General features: G+C 72.7%; 16 protein-coding genes and 2 tRNA genes. 1 reads left to right on the forward strand and 17 read right to left on the reverse strand.

Features of this window, described 5'->3' with window-relative positions:
- Nucleotides 1-82: 82 nt before the first annotated feature.
- From AC27L3_RS10845 to AC27L3_RS10905, 13 genes are all read right to left on the reverse strand, one after another.
- Nucleotides 83-928: a DegV family protein gene (locus AC27L3_RS10845; protein WP_487233787.1), complete on the reverse strand. Its 846-nt coding sequence runs from the start codon at nucleotides 926-928 to the stop codon at nucleotides 83-85.
- Nucleotides 929-1024: 96 nt separating this feature from the next.
- Entirely contained in the window at nucleotides 1025-1993 is a 969-nt protein-coding gene (locus AC27L3_RS10850) for a hypothetical protein (RefSeq protein WP_487233788.1), read from the reverse strand.
- Between the two features lie 126 nt (nucleotides 1994-2119).
- Nucleotides 2120-5011: a leucine--tRNA ligase gene (leuS, locus tag AC27L3_RS10855; RefSeq protein WP_487233789.1), complete on the reverse strand. Its 2892-nt coding sequence runs from the start codon at nucleotides 5009-5011 to the stop codon at nucleotides 2120-2122.
- A gap of 236 nt (nucleotides 5012-5247) precedes the next feature.
- Complete coding sequence (locus tag AC27L3_RS10860; protein ID WP_487233790.1) at nucleotides 5248-7221, reverse strand: S53 family peptidase; 1974 nt, start codon at nucleotides 7219-7221, stop codon at nucleotides 5248-5250.
- 224 nt (nucleotides 7222-7445) lie between these two features.
- Nucleotides 7446-7518: transfer RNA gene (locus AC27L3_RS10865), tRNA-Ala, on the reverse strand.
- A 141-nt stretch (nucleotides 7519-7659) separates the two neighbouring features.
- On the reverse strand, nucleotides 7660-7893 hold the full coding sequence (locus AC27L3_RS10870; RefSeq protein ID WP_344434295.1) for a hypothetical protein: 234 nt from the start codon (nucleotides 7891-7893) through the stop codon (nucleotides 7660-7662).
- 123 nt (nucleotides 7894-8016) lie between these two features.
- Nucleotides 8017-8089, reverse strand: a tRNA-Ala gene (locus tag AC27L3_RS10875).
- Between the two features lie 115 nt (nucleotides 8090-8204).
- Entirely contained in the window at nucleotides 8205-8858 is a 654-nt protein-coding gene (locus AC27L3_RS10880) for a histidine phosphatase family protein (protein ID WP_487233881.1), read from the reverse strand.
- Entirely contained in the window at nucleotides 8855-9295 is a 441-nt protein-coding gene (rsfS, locus tag AC27L3_RS10885; RefSeq protein ID WP_487233791.1) for a ribosome silencing factor, read from the reverse strand. Before rsfS ends, AC27L3_RS10880 begins: the two co-directional genes overlap by 4 nt.
- Before the next feature lie 176 nt (nucleotides 9296-9471).
- Complete coding sequence (locus AC27L3_RS10890) at nucleotides 9472-11142, reverse strand: LCP family protein (protein ID WP_487233792.1); 1671 nt, start codon at nucleotides 11140-11142, stop codon at nucleotides 9472-9474.
- A gap of 37 nt (nucleotides 11143-11179) precedes the next feature.
- Complete coding sequence (nadD, locus tag AC27L3_RS10895) at nucleotides 11180-11791, reverse strand: nicotinate-nucleotide adenylyltransferase (RefSeq protein ID WP_487233793.1); 612 nt, start codon at nucleotides 11789-11791, stop codon at nucleotides 11180-11182.
- Nucleotides 11792-11846: 55 nt separating this feature from the next.
- Complete coding sequence (locus AC27L3_RS10900) at nucleotides 11847-12008, reverse strand: hypothetical protein (protein WP_344434616.1); 162 nt, start codon at nucleotides 12006-12008, stop codon at nucleotides 11847-11849.
- Nucleotides 12009-12116: 108 nt separating this feature from the next.
- The gene (locus AC27L3_RS10905; protein ID WP_487233888.1) at nucleotides 12117-12293 is read right to left on the reverse strand and encodes a hypothetical protein; all 177 of its coding nucleotides are present in this window, start codon (nucleotides 12291-12293) and stop codon (nucleotides 12117-12119) included.
- Nucleotides 12294-12397: 104 nt separating this feature from the next.
- Here AC27L3_RS10905 and AC27L3_RS10910 point away from each other — a divergent pair, with 104 nt between their 5' ends.
- The gene (locus AC27L3_RS10910) at nucleotides 12398-13525 is read left to right on the forward strand and encodes a M48 family metallopeptidase (protein ID WP_487233794.1); all 1128 of its coding nucleotides are present in this window, start codon (nucleotides 12398-12400) and stop codon (nucleotides 13523-13525) included.
- A 151-nt stretch (nucleotides 13526-13676) separates the two neighbouring features.
- Here AC27L3_RS10910 and AC27L3_RS10915 read toward each other — a convergent pair whose 3' ends face one another.
- The 4 genes from AC27L3_RS10915 to AC27L3_RS10930 form a co-directional block, all read right to left on the reverse strand.
- A complete protein-coding gene (locus tag AC27L3_RS10915) occupies nucleotides 13677-14753 on the reverse strand; it encodes an SCO2583 family membrane protein (RefSeq protein ID WP_487233795.1) in 1077 nt (358 codons plus the stop codon).
- Between the two features lie 175 nt (nucleotides 14754-14928).
- Entirely contained in the window at nucleotides 14929-15537 is a 609-nt protein-coding gene (locus AC27L3_RS10920) for an SCO2584 family spore wall biosynthesis protein (protein ID WP_365969621.1), read from the reverse strand.
- 60 nt (nucleotides 15538-15597) lie between these two features.
- Complete coding sequence (locus AC27L3_RS10925; RefSeq protein ID WP_365969622.1) at nucleotides 15598-16902, reverse strand: glutamate-5-semialdehyde dehydrogenase; 1305 nt, start codon at nucleotides 16900-16902, stop codon at nucleotides 15598-15600.
- Between the two features lie 173 nt (nucleotides 16903-17075).
- On the reverse strand, nucleotides 17076-17540 hold the full coding sequence (locus AC27L3_RS10930; RefSeq protein WP_487233796.1) for a hypothetical protein: 465 nt from the start codon (nucleotides 17538-17540) through the stop codon (nucleotides 17076-17078).
- Nucleotides 17541-17670 lie beyond the last annotated feature (130 nt).

Consider the following 17670-nt stretch of genomic DNA (forward strand, 5'->3'; position numbering starts at 1 on the left):
GCCTCAATTCCGGTGGAAAACCGGCCCCTTGGGGAAAATCTCGTCACCCTCACGGGCAGCACGAGATGACCGGAATGCCGCCCTACCTCGGTGAGACCACCACACCCAGCAACCCCGGCCCCGTGTGGGCCCCGATCACCGCGCCGACCTCGCTCACGTGCAGCTCCAGCAGCCCCGGCACCCGCTCCCGCAGCCGTTCGGCCAGCTCGGCGGCCCGCTCGGGGGCGGCCAGGTGGTGGACGGCGATGTCGGCGGGCGCGGTCCCCGTGCGCTCCACCACGATCTCCTCCAGCCGGGCGATCGCCCTGGCCGCCGTGCGCACCTTCTCCCGCAGTTCGATGCGGCCGCCGTCCAGCTGCAGCAGCGGCTTGACGGCGAGCGCCGAGCCCAGCAGCGCCTGCGCGGCGCCGATGCGGCCGCCGCGCCGCAGGTAGTCGAGGGTGTCCACGTAGAAGTAGGCGGCCGTGCCCTGCGCGCGCTTCTCCGCCGCCGCGACGATCTCGTCGAGCGAACCGCCCGCCCGGGCCGTCTCGGCCGCGGCCAGGGCGCAGAAGCCGAGCGCCATCGCGACCATGCCGGTGTCCACGACCCGGACCGGCACGGGCGCCTCCCGCGCCGCGAGCACCGCCGCGTCGTACGTGCCCGAGAACTCCGCCGACAGGTGCAGGGAGACGATGCCGTCCGCGCCGTTCTCGGCGGCCGCGCGATAGGCCGCGGCGAAGTCCTCCGGCGCGGGCCGCGACGTGGTGACGGGCCGGCGCTTGGCGAGGGCCTGGGCCACCGACCGGGCCGAGACCTCGGTGCCCTCCTCCAGCGCCTCGTCGCCCAGGACGACCGTCAGCGGTACGGCGGTGATGCTGTGCCGCTCCATCGCCTGGCGGGGCAGGTAGGCCGTGGAATCGGTGATGATGGCGACGTGGCGGGACATGCCCCGGAGGTTACCCGCCGAGCCGCTCCCGCGGCAGAGCGGCTTCACCTGCGGGTTCGACCGCGGGGGCGCCTGCGGGGGCGCCTGCGGCTGGGCTCAGGCCGTGTTCTCCCGGCGACGGATCGCCTTCTCCCAGGGATACCCCGGTTTCCACCGGTCGGTGCGGCCTTCGAGCGCGGGCCGCGCGCCGTCCCGGCCCTCCGGCCCCTCGCCGGAGGCGTGGCCCTCGCCGGGCCCGGCCGGCCCGCCCGACCGGGCGGCGGACCCGGCGGATCCGGCCGGCCCGGCGCCCGCGGCGGCGCCGACGGTCCCCGCAGCACCGGCGGTCCGGGACGCCCCACTTGCCCCGGAAGCACCGGCACTGCCCGCACCGGAAGCACCGCCGACCCCCACCCCGGAGGCACCACCGACCTCACCGGCGCCGGCGGCCCCGGAAGCCTTGCCGGGCCTGCCGCTCGGTGAAGCCCCGGCGCTGCGGTCGACCCCGCCGGCCGCCCCCGGGCCTCCGCTTCCCGGCGGCTCCTCCTCCCAGTGGCGCAGGGCGCCCGCCTCCATACGGATCTGTTCGCTCAGTGCGTCGAGGTCGTCGGCGCCGAAGCGGCGGGCGCGGTCCTGGGCCGCCCAGCGGAGGGAGTCGGCCGAGTGGGTGATGCGCTCCGTGCGCTCGCGCAGCTCCGGGAGGCAGGCGATGATGCGGTCCCTGCCGGGTTCGTCCTCCAGCTTGCGCAAGTCCTCGTCGAGCTCGCGGCCGTGGGCGCTCAGTCGCTCGAAGAGGGCCAGGGATTCGGTGAGGGAGGCGTCGTCCCGGGCGCCGGCGCGCAGGACCTCCTGCGTTGCGCGCAGGGAGGTGCGCAGGGACAGCCGCAGTTCGGCGACCTCGCCCGCGGGGCCGGGCAGGCCGTAGCGGCGGGCCTTGAGCCGGGTGTCCTCCACCGTGCGCCGTGCCTGGGTGACGGTGCGGTCGACGCCGCGTTTGACCGCCCGTACCGCCCTGATCACGGCGATGACCACGAACGCCACGACGAGCGCACTGATCACGGCGAAGATCGCGGCGGCGGCTTCCATGAATACGCTCCTCGGGTAGGCGACGGGCGGGGGCGGCGCCCGTACCTTTCCACCGTAAACGCAGCGGGCAGGTCGGGGGTTCCGGAAGAACCCCCAACCTGCCCGTAGGGAAGAACCCTTAACGCGTCACGCAGGGACGATGTTCACGAGCTTCGGTGCGCGCACGATCACCTTGCGGATGCCGGCACCGCCCAGGGCGGCGACGACCGCCGGGTCGGCCAGGGCGGTCCGCTCCAACTCCTCGTCGGAGATCGACGGGGCGACCTCCAGGCGGGCCTTGACCTTGCCCTTGATCTGCACGACGCAGGTGACGGTGTCGGCGACCAGGTAGGCGGGGTCGGCGACCGGGAAGGGCTGGTGGACGACCGACTCCTCGTGGCCCAGCCGGCGCCACAGCTCCTCGGCGATGTGCGGGGCCAGCGGGGCGACGAGCAGGACCATCCGCTCGGCCACCGAACGCGGCACCTCGCTCAGCTTGGTGACGAAGTTGTTCAGCTCGGTCACCTTGGCGATGGCGGTGTTGAAGCGCAGGTTCGCCAGGTCCTGGCCGACGCCGTCGATGGCCTTGTGCAGGGCGCGCAGCGTGGCCTCGTCGGGCTCGGCGTCGACGACGGTGACCTCGCCGGTGGTCTCGTCGACCACGTTGCGCCACAGGCGCTGCAGCAGGCGGTACTGGCCGACGACGGCGCGGGTGTCCCAGGGGCGGGAGACGTCCAGGGGGCCCATCGCCATCTCGTACAGGCGCAGGGTGTCGGCGCCGTACTCGGCGCAGATCTCGTCCGGCGTGACGGCGTTCTTCAGGGACTTGCCCATCTTGCCGAGCAGGCGGGAGACCTTCTCGCCCTTGTAGTGGTACGCGCCGTCGGCCTCCTCGATCTCGGCGGCGGGCACGGCGATGCCGCGGGCGTCGCGGTAGACGTACGCCTGGATCATGCCCTGGTTGAAGAGCTTGTGGAACGGCTCGGCCGAGGAGATGTGGCCCAGGTCGAAGAGGATCTTCGACCAGAAGCGGGCGTACAGCAGGTGCAGCACCGCGTGCTCGGCACCGCCGACGTACAGGTCGACGCCGCCGTGCGGCTTGCCCTCGGCCGGGCCCATCCAGTAGCGCTCGGCGTCGGGGTCGACCAGGCGCTCGCTGTTGTGCGGGTCCAGGTAGCGCAGTTCGTACCAGCAGGAACCGGCCCAGTTGGGCATGGTGTTGGTCTCGCGGCGGTACGTCTTGGGGCCGTCGCCGAGGTCCAGCTCGACGTTGACCCACTCCTCGTTGCGCGAGAGCGGGGTCTCCGGCCGGGTGTCGGCGTCGTCCGGCTCGAAGGTGCGCGGCGCGTAGTCCTCGACCTCCGGCAGCTCCAGCGGCAGCATCGACTCGGGCAGGGCGTGGGCGACGCCGTCCTCGTCGTAGACGATCGGGAAGGGCTCGCCCCAGTAGCGCTGGCGGCTGAAGAGCCAGTCGCGCAGGCGGAAGTTGACGGTGGCCTCGCCGATGCCGCGCTCGGTCAGCCACTGGGCCATGGCCGTCTTGGCCTCGGGGACGCGCAGGCCGTTCAGGGAGACGCCCTCGCCGGCCGAGTTGATGATCTCGGCGTCGTAGGAGTCGAAGGAGTCGGCCCACGTCGAGGGGTCGGTGCCGCGGTCGTCCGCGGGCTGCACGACGCAGCGCATCGGCAGGTCGAAGGCGCGGGCGAAGGCGAAGTCGCGGCTGTCGTGGGCGGGGACGGCCATGATGGCGCCGGTGCCGTAGCCCATCAGGACGTAGTCGGCGACGAAGACGGGGATGCGCTCGCCGTTGACGGGGTTGACGGCGTACGCGCCGGTGAAGACGCCGGTCTTCTCCTTGGCGTCGGCCTGCCGCTCGACGTCGGACTTGGCGGCGGCCTCCTTGCGGTAGGCGGCGACGGCCTCGGCCGGGGTGGCGTGCCCGCCGGTCCAGTCCTCGTGGGTGCCCTGCGGCCAGGCGGCGGGGATCACGCCGTGGTCGTCGGTGACGACCAGCGGGTGCTCGGGGGCCAGCACCAGGTAGGTGGCGCCGAAGAGGGTGTCCTGGCGGGTGGTGAAGACCGTGGCCGTGGCGCCGGGGGTGCCGTCGATGGCGAAGTCGACGCGGGCGCCCTCGCTGCGGCCGATCCAGTTGCGCTGCTGCAGCTTGATGGCCTCGGGCCAGTCCAGGGCGTCCAGGTCCTCCAGCAGGCGGTCCGCGTAGGCGGTGATGCGCATGTTCCACTGGCGCAGCTTGGACTTGAAGACGGGGAAGTTGCCGCGCTCGGAGCGGCCGTCGGCGGTGACCTCCTCGTTGGCCAGTACGGTGCCCAGGCCGGGGCACCAGTTGACGGGCGCGTCGGAGGCGTACGCCAGGCGGTACTCGCCCAGCACGTCGGCGCGCTCGACGGCGCTCAGCTCATTCCAGGGGCGCCCGTCGGGCGTGGCGCGCTCCCCGCTCTCGAACTGCGCGATCAGCTCGGCGATGGGCCGGGCCTTCTTCGCCTCCGGGTCGTACCAGGAGTTGAAGATCTGCAGGAAGATCCACTGGGTCCACTTGTAGTACTCCGGGTCGATCGTGGCGAACGACCGGCGCTTGTCGTGGCCCAGGCCCAGCCGCCGCAGCTGCGCCTTCATGTTCTCGATGTTGGCCTCGGTGGACACCCGCGGGTGGGTGCCGGTCTGCACGGCGTACTGCTCGGCGGGCAGGCCGAAGGCGTCGAAGCCGAGGGTGTGCAGGACGTTGTGGCCCGTCATGCGGTGGTAGCGCGCGTAGACGTCGGTGGCGATGTAGCCCAGCGGGTGACCGACGTGCAGGCCCGCACCCGACGGATACGGGAACATGTCCATGACGAACTTGTGCGGCCGGGCGGCGATCTCCGCGGCCGCCTCGTCGCCCGCCAGCTCGCCGCTGGGGTTGGGCGCGTGGTACGTGCCGTTCGCGTCCCAGAAGTCCTGCCAGCGTGCCTCGATGTCGGCGGCCAGCGCGGCCGTGTAGCGGTGCGGGGCTGCCACCTCGGCGGCGGTGGGGGTCTCGCTCATCGTCCTCTAAGCTCCATCGATCGTCGTCTTCGCCCTCTGCCTGCGGCTCGCTGGCCGCAAATGAAAAAACCCCTCGCACAGGAGGGGATGCCGCGCCGATGCCGACCCGCGGGGTCGGTACTGATCAGCGCGGCTCGCTAAGCAGAAGGCGTACGGCACGCATGGGCCCAGGTTACCCCAGGGGGCCCGGGGCCCGCACCGAAGGAGAGGGTGCGGTCCCCGGGCCCCGGGCGGCCTCAGCGCCCGCTGCGCGGGATGTACGAGGTCACGTAGTCGTCGGCCGGGGAGCCGACGCCGGTGACGTTGTCGTAGCCGGAGGTCGCCGACAGCGAGGTGTCGCCGCCCAGGCTGCGCAGGGAGGTGAGGAGGCCGCCCTTGGCGTCCACGCCGTTGGCGTAGTCGACGCGTACGACGCCCAGGCCCTGGCCGCGGCCCAGCGGGTGGTCGGTGACGTCGTGGTAGGCGGCGGTGCCGTAGCGGTCGTAGATCGCGGGGTTGGCGAAGCCGATGGGCACGCCGTGGCGGGCCTGCTGGGCGAGCGCCTGGACGCCGGCGATCACGGGCGCGGCGAGCGAGGTGCCGCCGATGCGGTACTCGTCGTAGGCCACCTTGCCGTCCGGGAAGGTCTGGGTCTGGCCGACCAGGAAACCGGTGCTGGAGTCGGCGACGGCCGCGATGTCGGGCTCGACGCGCATCGGCTTGGTGGTGCCGTTGGCCTTGGACAGCGCGTCGGGGACGACGCCGCGCTGGTAGAAGGGCTGCTCGAAGACCTTGCTGGTGCCGCCGCCCGCGCCGCCGGTGAAGGCGCCGGGGAAGCCGTCCCAGCTGTGGCCGTCCTTCGACAGCGGGGCCTTGTGGGTGCCCCAGCCGGTCTCCCACAAGTACTTGTCGCCCTTGCCGACGGCGAGCGAGGTGCCGCCGACGGAGGTGACCCACGGGGAGTTCGCGGGGGTGTCGACCTGCTTCACGCCGTGCTTGACGGTGTTGTCGCCGTCGTCGCCGGAGGAGAAGTAGAAGCCGATGCCCTCGACCGCGCCCTGCTGGAAGATCTGGTCGTAGGCGGCGGCGACGTCCGGGGTCTCGTTGGTCTCGATGTCGCCCCAGGAGTTGGAGACGATGTCGGCGAGCCGGCCGTCGACGATCTTGCGCAGGGAGTCGATCAGGTCGTCGTCCTGGCAGGAGGAGCCGGCCACGTAGACGATGCCGGCGTCCGGGGCCACGGCGTGCACGGCCTCGATGTCGAGGGTCTCCTCGCCGTACCAGCCGGCCGCGTCGCACTCGTCGGGCTTGGTGTGCGTGTAGTCGGCGGGCAGCACCTGGGAGAACTGGCCCTTGCGGTACGCCTTGTCTCCGTTGCGCTTGGCGTACTGCTCGATGTCCTTGACGATCGTCGGGGAGGCGAAGGCGTCGGTGATCGCGACGGTCACGCCCTTGCCGGTGAAGTTCTTCGCCCCGTACGCGGCGCGCAGCTGCTTGCCGGTGTAGCCCTTGATCGCGTACGGCGCGTGGGAGCCGTAGGCGGCGGGCAGGTCGTTGTTGACGTTCGAGCCGTAGTAGGTCGAGAAGGGGCCGGCATTGCGGAAGGCCGCACTCGGGCCGGGCAGGGTGTCCTGGTGGTGGGCCAGCCGGGGCGCGTTGTTCAGGCCCACGACGGTCAGCACGGCGCCGTGCAGGGAGGCCGGTACGGAGGCCGTCCGCGAGGGCGCGTGGTAGGTCTTGCCGTCCTTGACGTAGTCGTGCAGCTCGGTGCCGAACGCCTTGCGGGCGGCGGCGGCGTCACCGGACACCGTGAGGTAGTGGTCGTTGCTCGCGGTCACCGTGAGGCCGGAGGACTTCAGCCACGCGGTGACCTCGGCTATCTGGGCCCGCGTCGCGCCGAATCGTTCCTTCGCCTGCTGCGCGGTCAAGTACTTGCCGTAGGAGGCGGACTTCGGGTCGGAGACGGCCCGGGCGTAGGCGGCCAGGCCGTCGGCGTCCCGGCCGGCCAGGTAGACCCGGGCGGTGACGGCCCGGGAAGCGGCCGTGGCGCCCTGGTCCGCGCCGGCGGTCGCCCACTCGGGCTTGGTGCCCACCAGCGACTGGCGGTCGTGCGGCGTGGAGTCGGCCTGCGCCTGGGCGGCCGGCCCGGCGAGCGCGAGCGCCCCCGCGACCAGCGGCAGGGCCGCGGCCAGGGACAGTCCGGCACGTGCCCGTGAGCGGCTTGATCTCATGGAACCCCCTGAGAGTGAACGGTCACGTCACTCTGTCGACGAACCGTTCATCCTTGGGGCATGCGTTCGTCAAGATGGGATCAAGAAACTTACGGTCAACAACCTTGCGGTTACCGGGGGTTGGCGGGAGTTGGCGGTGGCTTCCGGTGACGCCGGGCGGCCGGGCGGCGAAGTCCGCACACGAAGAAGCGGGCCATCCTTCCGGATGACCCGCTTCTTTGCTGTGGAGCTAAGGAGAATTGAACTCCTGACCTCCTGCATGCCATGCAGGCGCTCTACCAACTGAGCTATAGCCCCTTGTTCTGTTTTCCCGCCGCCCGGTTCCCCCGGCGACACCCAGAACATTACACGGTCCTACCCCCCTTTCGCCAAATCGATTCCCCGCCGAGCGACCGGCGGGCCGATTTGTCCGTTTTGAGGGGTTGTTCGGCCGGCCGTTCAGGCGGTCGCGAAGGAGTAGAAGCGCTTGAGCGTGCACAGTTCGTCGAGGAGTCGGCCGTAGATCGGCTCGCCCTCGAGCTCCCGGTAGACCTCGATCGGGTCGCCTTTTATGATCAGCGCCCGCGCGCACTCGACGCACCAGTACTGATAGGCGGAGTTGAGCGGCTCCATGTCGCGGACGATCGGCGTCCCGCTGCCGCACCAGTCGCACTTCCGGCTGTGAGCACCCATGGGTCAGCCCGTTCCCTCCCCTTCGGCCCCGTCCGTTCCCGGGCGTCCGATTCTGCCACGGAAGGGTATGGGAGCAGCAAGAATCCCGCCTCCCTGGATCAGGGAGGCGGGATCATCGGGTTGTGGAGCTAAGGAGAATTGAACTCCTGACCTCCTGCATGCCATGCAGGCGCTCTACCAACTGAGCTATAGCCCCGCTGTTCTCGGTTTCCCCCGGGCTTTCCCCGGTGTTCCCCGCGAACAAGAAGAACTTTAGCCTGCGACCTGCCCGGATGTGAAATCGGGCCCCGGGAGCCCCACGAGGGGGCTCCTCAGTCGTCGTCGCCCAGCACCGGCTCCGGCAGCGATCCGGCGTTGTGCTCCAGCAGGCGCCAGCCCCGCGCACCCTCGCCCAGCACGGACCAGCTGCAGTTGCTCAGGCCGCCCAGGGCCTCCCAGGAGCCCGCCTGAAGGCCCAGCAGCCGGCCGATGGTGGTGCGGATCGTGCCGCCGTGGCTGACCACGACCAGGGTGCCGCCGTCCGGCAGCTTGTCGGCGTGGGAGAGCACCACGGGCGCGGCCCGGTCGGCGACCTCGGTCTCCAGCTCGCCCCCGCCGCGCCGCACCGGCTCGCCGCGCTTCCAGGCCGCGTACTGCTCGCCGAAGCGCTCGGCGATCTCCTCGTGCGTCAGGCCCTGCCACGCGCCCGCGTACGTCTCGCGCAGCTCCGGGTGGCCGGAGACCGGCAGGCCGGTGACGGCCGCGAGCTCGGCGGCGGTGTCCCGGGCGCGCCGCAGGTCGGAGGCGACGATGGCGTGCGGCCGCAGGCCGGCCAGCAGCCGGGCGGCCCGGCGCGCCTGCGCCCGGCCGGTGTCGGTCAGGTCGATGTCCGTGGTGCCCTGGAAGCGGCGCTCGACGTTCCAGGACGTCTGGCCGTGCCGCCACAGGACGATGCGGCGCCCCCGGCCGCCCCCCGTGCCGTTCAGCTGAGGTCTCCGTCCACTCCGGCCTCGGCGGACTGCATCCGGGCGTGCTCGTCGGCCTTGCCGCGGGTGGCGACGGCGTCCTCGGGCAGCCCGATCTCCGGGCAGTCCTTCCACAGCCGCTCCAGGGCGTAGAAGACGCGCTCCTCGCTGTGCTGGACGTGCACGACGATGTCGACGTAGTCCAGCAGGACCCAGCGGGCGTCGCGGTCGCCCTCGCGGCGCACCGGCTTGGCGCCGAGGTCCTTCAGCAGCCGCTCCTCGATCTCGTCGACGATGGACTTGACCTGGCGGTCGTTGGGGGCCGAGGCCAGCAGGAAGGCGTCGGTGATCGACAGGACGTCGCTGACGTCGTACGCGATGACATCGTGCGCGAGCTTGTCGGCGGCGGCCTGGGCGGCGGCCCGGATGAGCTCGATGGAGCGGTCGGTGGCGGTCACAAGCCATGCTTTCGGTCAAGAGGGTCAGTACCCCTCCAGGGTCTCACGACCCACGCGCGCCACTCCCGGACTTTTCCCCCGGATCGAAAGCGTGACCGAAAGCCCGGCCGAAAGCCGCCGACGGCCCGCGGATCGGCCGTCGGCGACCTGTGGATCAGCCGCCGGCGACCTGTGGATCAGCTCTTGTAGTCCTTGCCCAGCACCACTGTGACGTCGGCGTTGGGGGCGCCCTCGCCCTTGCGGACGGCCCGCTCCGGCAGGCCGAGGGTGCGGGCGACCTCCTTGGCCTCGGCGGCCCGGGCATCGTCGGCGTAGAGCACGGCGGAGGCGCCCTCGGCCGCGCCGGCGGTGCCGCCGGCGACGTAGGTGTAGCCGCCGTTGACGAGCGCGACCTGGGCCGTGGTGGCGGCGCCGGCCGAGCCGGTGGCGTTCTTCACGCTCACCCGGGGCGGCGCGTTCTTGTCGGTGTTCTTCACCGTGCCGCCGAGGACGTCCTTGACCATGCTGTCGGCCGTCTTCTGGGCGAGCGAGCCGTCGGGCTGCACGGGCAGCACGGCGGTGGCGTACGCGCCGGTCTTGGCCTTCTCCGCCAGGTGCGCGAGCGAGGCGCCGAGCTGCTGCGGGGACAGGGAGGGGTCGGGGATCTGGGCGAGGGACTCCACGGTGGTGGTGGCCGCCTTGGTGTCGCTGGACAGCTTCCGCAGGACGGCCTGCACGACCTGTCCGAAGCGGGCCAGCTGCCGGCTCTGGTCCTCGCCGGCGGCGCGGTGGGTGGCGTAGGCGACGGCCGCCCGGCCGGCGAGGGTCTGCCCGCTGCCGCGGGTGACCAGGGGCCGGTCGCCGGCCTTCTCGGCGGGTACGTCGGTGTCGGTGTCGACGGTGATGCCGCCGACGAGCTCGACGAGGTTCTCCAGGTAGGGGGTGTCCAGTCGCCAGCTGCCCTTGATGTCGGCGCCCAGCAGGGTGTTCAGGGCGTCCCGGGTGCCGCCGGTGCCCGCTTCCTGCACGGCCTTGCCGAGGGTGGTGGCGCCGCCGCCGTCCTTGGCCAGGGCCAGGGAGTTGGGCAGCAGGACGGTGGTGGCCTTCTTGGTGGTCTCGTTGTCGACCAGCAGGGCGGTGGAGCTGTCCCCGCCCCTGGTCTGCCGCAGGTGCACGACGATCACGTCGCGCTTCTGCGCCGCGCCGGCGGCCTTGGGGGCCGGCTTGTCGTCCCCGCCGGAGAGCAGGAACCAGCCGATGCCGCCGCCGAGGGCGAGGACGAGCACCACCGCGAGGGCGACGACGCGGTTGCGGCCCTTGCGCTTGCGCTCGTCGCGGCGCTCGGTGCGGCTCTCGCTGAATTTCAGCCAGTCGATGACGTCCTCGGAGCCGTCGTCCGGCTCCTCGACGAAGGAGAACTGTTCGGTGCGGTAGTCCGGGGCCTCCTCGGCGGCCGGCCGCGGCTCGGGCACCGAGCCGTGCGCCGCCGGCTCCCGGGGCGCGGCGGGAGCCTGCGCGGGGTGCACGTCCTGGGGTGCGGGGCCGCCCTGCCGGGGGATCCACTCCTGCTGGGTCTGCTGGGTCTGCTGGGCCTGCTGGACCTGCGGGCTCGGGCTCTGCTGGGCGAGGTACTCGGGAGCCTGGGCGGCGTAGGTGTCGTAGGACGGCTGCGGGTGCGGCTGCCCGCCGGCGTACGGGTCGTAGGCGTACGGCTGCTGCTGCAGGGGCTGCCCGTACTGGTCGTACACGCGCTCGGGGGCGTCCGGCCGGTACACCGGTTGGCCGTAGGCGTCATAGCCGTACACCTGCGGCGGCGTCGCCGGGGACGCGTACGGGTCGTACGCGTACGGGTCCTGTCGGTCGTTCACCAGTGCCCCTCGAGCCCAGTCGGCGTTCGTGCGGGTCTCAGCCGTCGTGACGGTACAGCTTGCGCTTGTCGATGTAGCGCACCACACCGTCGGGCACCAGGTACCAGACGGGATCGCCCTGCGCCACGCGGGCGCGGCAGTCGGAGGAGGAGATGGCCAGGGCGGGGACCTCCACGAAGGAGACCCGGTCCTCGGGCAGCCCGGGGTTGGCCAGTATGTGGCCGGGCCGGGTGACGCCGATGAAGTGGGCCAGCGGGAAGAGCTCCTCGGTGTTCCGCCAGGTCAGGATCTGGGCCAGCGCGTCGGCGCCGGTGATGAAGAACAGGTCCGAGTTGGGGTTGAGGTCGCGCAGTTCCCGCAGGGTGTCCGTGGTGTAGGTGGGTCCGCCGCGGTCGATGTCGATGCGGCTGACCGAGAACTGCGGGTTGGAGGCGGTGGCGATCACCGTCATCAGGTAGCGGTCCTCGGCCGCGGAGACCTCGCGGTGGCCCTTCTGCCACGGCTGGCCCGTCGGCACGAAGACGACCTCGTCGAGGTGGAACTGCGCGGCCACCTCGCTCGCGGCGACCAGGTGGCCGTGGTGGATGGGGTCGAACGTCCCGCCCATCACGCCGAGCCGCCGCTTCACGGGCCCTGTCTGCTCTTCCATGCGTGCAGACCCTACTGGGCGCGTCGTCATGCGTTGACGCCAGGGACCGGCGCGATCAGCGGTCGCGGTTGAAGCGCGTGGTGATCCAGAGCAGGAGCAGCAGGATGACGAGGGCGGCGCCACCGGTCACGGCGGGGCTGATGCTCTTGTGGTTGTCCACGTGCTCGCTCTCTGCGGCGAGGGTCAGCAGGGCGCTGTGGGCGTCGATGAGATTCACGTCGGCAGGACCTATCCGGGACGGGGTCGGTTGGAGACTTCTGCCACATCGTAAGCGGGGCGCACCCGCGAGCTCACGCCGACTCCGCGCGTCGCCCGCGGGGCCGGGCTACTTGCGGTAGCCGCGCAGCAGCAGCCAGGCGAGCAGGGGGACACCGACGATGCCGACGATCAGGACGGTGCGCAGCACGGCACCCGGGCCCTGGTCGCCGTGCGAGACGGCGAGGACCTCGGTGAGGGCGGGGTGGGTGGTGAGCCCGTGCAGGGCGGGGCTGATGTCGGCCATGCCTCCACCGTAGCCCTGTCGGCGGCAGCGCCTAGGCTGGGGTCCCACAGGTCGGGTACGGGCCGGTCAGGGCCTTTCCGAGCGGCGACGGCAGGGGGTCGGCGATGAGCGACGGCACGGGTGCGGGCGACGGCGGGCGGGGGCCGGCCGGGCAGCGCAGGCGGTTCCCGGGGATCTCCTCCCGGGCGTACGAGCACCCCGCGGACCGTTCGGCGCTGGTGGCGCTGCGCCGGCTGAGCGGTTTCGACGTGGCCTTCAAGGCGCTGAGCGGGCTGCTGCCGGAGCGCAGCATGCGCCTGTTGTACCTGTCGGACTCGGTGCGGGTGAGCGAGCAGCAGTTCCCGCATCTGCACACCATGCTGCTGGACGCCTGCTACGTCCTGGACCTGGAGAAGGTCCCCCCGATGTACGTCACGCAGGACCCCCGGCCGGGGGCCATGTGCGTGGGCCTGGACGAGCCGGTGATCGTGCTGACCACGGGCCTGGTGGAGCTGCTGGACGAGGAGGAGATGCGCACGGCGGTCGGCCACGAGGTGGGGCACGCGCTGTCCGGCCACGCCGTCTACCGCACGATCCTGCTGTTCCTGACCGGCTTCGCGGTGAAGGTGGCCTGGGTACCACTGGGCACCATCGCGGTGAACGCGCTGGTCACCGCGTTGCGCGAGTGGTTCCGCAAGTCGGAGCTGTCCGCGGACCGGGCGGGGCTGCTGGTGGGCCAGGATCCGCGGGCGGCACTGCGCATGCTGATGAAGCTGGCCGGCGGCAACCACCTGCACGAGATGAACGTGGACGCCTTCCTGGCCCAGGCCGAGGAGTACGAGCGCGGCGGTGACGTGCGCGACTCGGTGCTGAAGATCCTCAACATGCTGCCGCGCAGCCATCCCTTCGCCACCGTGCGGGCGGCCGAGCTCAAGCGCTGGTCGGAGAGCCGCGACTACCAGCGGATCATGGACGGCCACTACCCGCGCCGCTCGGAGGACAAGGACACCTCCGTCTCCGACTCCTTCCGCGAGTCGGCGAACCACTACGCCGAGTCGGTGCGCTCCAGCAAGGACCCGCTGATGGGGCTCGTGCGGGACATAGCGGGTGGCGTGGGCGACCTGGGCGGGCGGCTGAAGGACACCTTCGGCGGCCGCGCCGCCCCGGCCAAGGGCCCGGCGGGCCCGGCCAAGGGCCCTGCGGGCCCCGACGATGCCGGCCCGCCGTCCGACGGCTCGACGACCGCCCCGTAAGGGGCGCGGGGCTGGGCCGATCTGCGGCTGCCGCCGCGTGGGCGCGACCGGCCACCGGTGCATCTGCGGGCACGTCGTGGCTTGTCGCGCAGTTCCCCGCGCCCCTTTCGGGGCGCCCTGGTGGGCCGGACGAAGATCCGCCGGACAGGCGCTAGTGGCGCGGTGGGGACGGCTGGACGCCGGCGTCCAGCGTGCCGCACAGCGCGCCGTCGGTGCTGCCGGTGGCGTACGGGTCGGTGCCTGCCGGGCCGTCGCCGCCGGCCTTCTGGCCGGCGAAGAGCGGCCGCAGGAAGACGGCGTCGTCGGCGTTGCAGGACTGCGGCCCGGCCTGCACCGCGCTCTGCAGCACCTGCACATGGTGTTCCTGCAGGTCGTCGCGGTCGAAGCGGAAGCGCATCGTGCGCCGCACGGTGAACAGCGAGGTGGCGTCGGGCTTGCCGGTGGCCGGGCGGACGGCGTAGACGAAGGTGTGGTCCGAGGAGACCTCCAGCGCGGCCGGGGAGACCTCGGTGATGGCGAAGGTGCCCTGGGTGCGGATGGTGCGGTCGGCGAGGGCCACCTGGGAGGGGTCGAAGCGGATCAGCCAGCCGGTCGCCGCGTTGCGCCCGTCGTCGGCGGGGTGGGCGAAGCTGCGGTCGAACTGGTCGAGCTGGGCGGGGGCGAGCAGCAGGCGTACGGTGCGCTGGGCGCCGCCGGTGAGCACGCCCGGGTCGAGCGCGGACTTGACGACGTACTCCTTGGCCGTGGCCAGGGCCGCCATCACCATGGCCTCGGAGAAATTCTGGGTGCGCCGTGCGGCCGGAAGGGTGATGCCCTCGATGCCGTCGCGCAGGCGGGTGGCCGGGCTGTTGTCGAAGAGCTCCTTGGCCGACGGTGCGCCGGGCACGGCGTCGTGGGGTGCCAGGGGCACCAGGACGGTGCGCAGTGGCTCGGCGGCGGGCGGGCCGGGCTCCTTGTAGGGGTGGCGCAGGCCCATGTAGACGGCGGTGCCGAAGGCCAGGGCGATCAGGACGACCAGCAGCAGCACCTGCCGGGAGGCGCTGACGCGCGCCCAGGCGTGCCGGGTGCGGACGGCGGGCGCGTGGTCGTCCATGCGCTCGCGGGCGGAGAATTCCTGGAGCCGGGCAGCACGGATGAACGATTCGTCGAAGACGACGGATCGGTACTCCTCGTCGCCTCCCTGGGGGCCCTCGGGCGTGCCCTCAGGTGGGTCTCCAGGCCCGTTCATACCTCAAGAGTAGGTCTGGGGAGCCGCTGGTAAACGCGCTGCTGCGCGACAACTTCCGGGGAAATTTCAAGCGGCCGGGCGAGGGACACCAGCCCTGGCCACGGCTCCTGCGGTCGGTCACCGGCGAACACGAGGTCACCATGGAGCGACCATAAGTGATCATCTGCGGGCGGGCTCAGCGGTACGGGGGCACCGCCGAGGCGACCGGCGGCTCGGAGTCGGCGGAGACCGAGGGCAGCGGCCCCTGCCGCTCCCCCACCGGGGCGTCCGCGCCCACGCCGGTGGTGGCGGGCGGCGGGGCCGGGCTCTGCCGGCCGCCGGAGGAGGAGGCGCCGCGGTAGACGGCGGCGAAGGCGAGGGCCACCACGCCTATGCCCATGACCACCGCCAGCACCCAGGCCACCGGCCGGTGCCAGCGGGCGTGCCCGCGGTAGGGCCCGCGGGTCAGGCCGTAGCGCCCGTAGGGGCCGTAGGCGTCGTCCGGGTCGAGGTCGTGGGCCAGGGGCAGCTCCCCGGGCCGCACGGCGCGCAGCCCGCCCGGCAGGGCGCCGTCCAGGCCGGGCGGCGCCTCGTCGTACGGGTCGTCGTCGGCGGGGCCGCCGCCGGCCCGCGCCCGGTCGGCCGCGAGCATCCGCTCGGCCGCCGAGGGCTCGTGGATCGCGGCGGCCCGCACGAAGTCCTCGTCGAAGACCACGGAGGCGAACGGGTCGTCCGCGCCTCCGTGGCGGTGGCTCTCGGGCTCCTCGCCGTCCGGGAACGGCTTGCCCCCCACGTCGTCCGGCACCCGTCCAGCGTAGACCCGCACCGGCCAAAGCGCGCGTCCGGTACGGGAATTCGGCTGCCGCTACCGCACGTGACCGTCGCCGGTGACGATGTACTTGGTGGAGGTCAGCTCCGGCAGGCCCATCGGCCCGCGCGCGTGCAGCTTCTGCGTGGAGATGCCGATCTCCGCCCCGAAACCGAACTGGCCGCCGTCGGTGAACCGCGTCGAGGCGTTGACCGCGACCGTCGTGGAGTCCACCAGCTGGGTGAAGCGGCGGGCGGCGGCCTGCGAGGTGGTGACGATGGCCTCGGTGTGCCCGGAGGTCCACAGCCGGATGTGGCGCACGGCCGCGTCCAGGTCGTCCACCACGGCCGCGGCGATGTCGTAGGAGAGGTACTCCGCCTCCCAGTCGTCGGTCGTCGCGGGCACCACGGTGGCCCCGGTGCCGGCCGCGGCGGCCAGCTCCAGCACCCGCTCGTCGCCGTGCACGGTCACGCCCGCCTCGGCGAGCGCGGCCAGCGCGAGCGGCAGGAAGCGCTCGGCGATGTCCCGGTGGACCAGCAGCGTCTCGGCGGCGTTGCACACGCTCACCCGGCTCGCCTTGGAGTTGACCAGGATCTTCACGGCCATGTCGAGGTCGGCCTCGGCGTCGACGTACACGTGGCAGTTGCCCGTGCCGGTCTCGATCACGGGGACGGTGGACTCCTGCACGACGGTGCGGATCAGGGAGGCGCCGCCGCGCGGGATGAGGACGTCGACCATGCCGCGGGCGCGCATCAACTCGCGTACGGAGTCCCGGCTTTCGCCCGGCACCAGCTGGACGGCGTCGGCCGGCAGGCCGGCCCCGCCCACCGCGTCGCGGATGACGCGCACGAGCGCGGTGTTGGAGGCGTACGCGGAGGAGGAACCCCGCAGCAGGACGGCGTTGCCCGACTTCAGGCACAGCGCCGCGGCGTCCACGGTGACGTTGGGCCGGGCCTCGTAGATGATGCCGACCACGCCCAGCGGCACCCGCACCTGGCGCAGGTCGAGCCCGTTGGGGAGGGTGGAGCCGCGCACGACCTCGCCCACCGGGTCGGGCAGGGCGGCCACGTCGCGCACGTCCCGGGCGATGGCCCGCACCCGCTCGGGGGTCAGGGTCAGCCGGTCGACGACCGACTCGGCGGTGCCGGCCTCGCGGGCCTTGGCCACGTCCTCGGCGTTGGCCTCCAGGATCTCGCGGGTGCGCACCTCCAGGGCGTCCGCGACGGCCAGCAGCGCCTCGTCCTTCGCCGCACGCGGCAGTGGCGCCAGGTCGGCGGCCGCGGCGCGGGCGCGGTAGGCGGCACGCAGCACCGGGGACTGCGGCATGGGGTCGGCGAGGGGGGAGGGGAAAACGCTGCTCATGGCCGCAGCCTAACCCCGGGCCCGCCCCGACCGGCCGTCGTTCCACACTGCGGGACGGCCCCGGGCCCCGGCCGGGGCCGCAATCCCCGCGCCGACCTGCAGCTTTTCGGGAGAGACGCCGGAGGGACGCCAGAGGGACGCCGGAGGGACGCCGGAGAGGCGCCAGCAGCGCGTCAGAAGGGGTGCACTCCGACCGGGGTGGCGGGCGGCGGGCCGTAGCCCTCGGCGACCCGCTGGTGATACGTCTCCCGGTCGACGACCTCCAACCCGACGATCTCCCACGGCGGCAGCCGGGCGGTCGAGCGGTGCTCCCCCCACAGCCGCAGCGCGACGGCGGCGGCGTCGTGCAGGTCGCGCGCCTCCTCCCAGTAGCGGATCTCCGCATGGTCGTTGGCGTAGCGGCTGGTCAGCAGGAAGGGATGGTCGTGGGCGAGCTGCTCCAGCGCCCGGCGCACCTCCCCCAGGGGGGCCTCGGCGCCCGCGACGCTGAGGGTGACGTGCCACAGCCGTGCGGCCTCGCGGGCCTGCGGCACCTCGCCCCCGGCCCGCGCGGCCGTGCCGCCGGCGGTCGTGCCGACGCTGGTCAGTGCCCGCCCAGCCGTCCCTCGGGGCAGCGCTCCCGGGCGCCCTCGTCTCACCGGCGGCCTCCTGTTGCTCGCTGCTCCGCAACGGCGGCGGAGCCCTGGTGCACGGGGGCGCGCGTCCACGGCGGCCCCGTACATCAAAGTGGACCAGCCGACGGGCGGCCGCGGGGCGGTTTTACGGAAA

The organism is Streptomyces sp. PKA51 (genome assembly GCF_057552455.1).

What these genes read in the sequence shown, in the direction of transcription:
- AC27L3_RS10845 (WP_487233787.1), bottom strand. Translation starts at nt 928, where the DNA reads ATGTCCCGCCACGTCGCCATCATCACCGATTCCACGGCCTACCTGCCC.
- AC27L3_RS10850 (WP_487233788.1), bottom strand. Translation starts at nt 1,993, where the DNA reads ATGGAAGCCGCCGCCGCGATCTTCGCCGTGATCAGTGCGCTCGTCGTG.
- leuS (WP_487233789.1), bottom strand. Translation starts at nt 5,011, where the DNA reads ATGAGCGAGACCCCCACCGCCGCCGAGGTGGCAGCCCCGCACCGCTAC.
- AC27L3_RS10860 (WP_487233790.1), bottom strand. Translation starts at nt 7,221, where the DNA reads ATGAGATCAAGCCGCTCACGGGCACGTGCCGGACTGTCCCTGGCCGCG.
- AC27L3_RS10870 (WP_344434295.1), bottom strand. Translation starts at nt 7,893, where the DNA reads ATGGGTGCTCACAGCCGGAAGTGCGACTGGTGCGGCAGCGGGACGCCG.
- nadD (WP_487233793.1), bottom strand. Translation starts at nt 11,791, where the DNA reads ATGGAAGAGCAGACAGGGCCCGTGAAGCGGCGGCTCGGCGTGATGGGC.
- AC27L3_RS10905 (WP_487233888.1), bottom strand. Translation starts at nt 12,293, where the DNA reads ATGGCCGACATCAGCCCCGCCCTGCACGGGCTCACCACCCACCCCGCC.
- AC27L3_RS10910 (WP_487233794.1), top strand. Translation starts at nt 12,398, where the DNA reads ATGAGCGACGGCACGGGTGCGGGCGACGGCGGGCGGGGGCCGGCCGGG.
- AC27L3_RS10915 (WP_487233795.1), bottom strand. Translation starts at nt 14,753, where the DNA reads ATGAACGGGCCTGGAGACCCACCTGAGGGCACGCCCGAGGGCCCCCAG.
- AC27L3_RS10925 (WP_365969622.1), bottom strand. Translation starts at nt 16,902, where the DNA reads ATGAGCAGCGTTTTCCCCTCCCCCCTCGCCGACCCCATGCCGCAGTCC.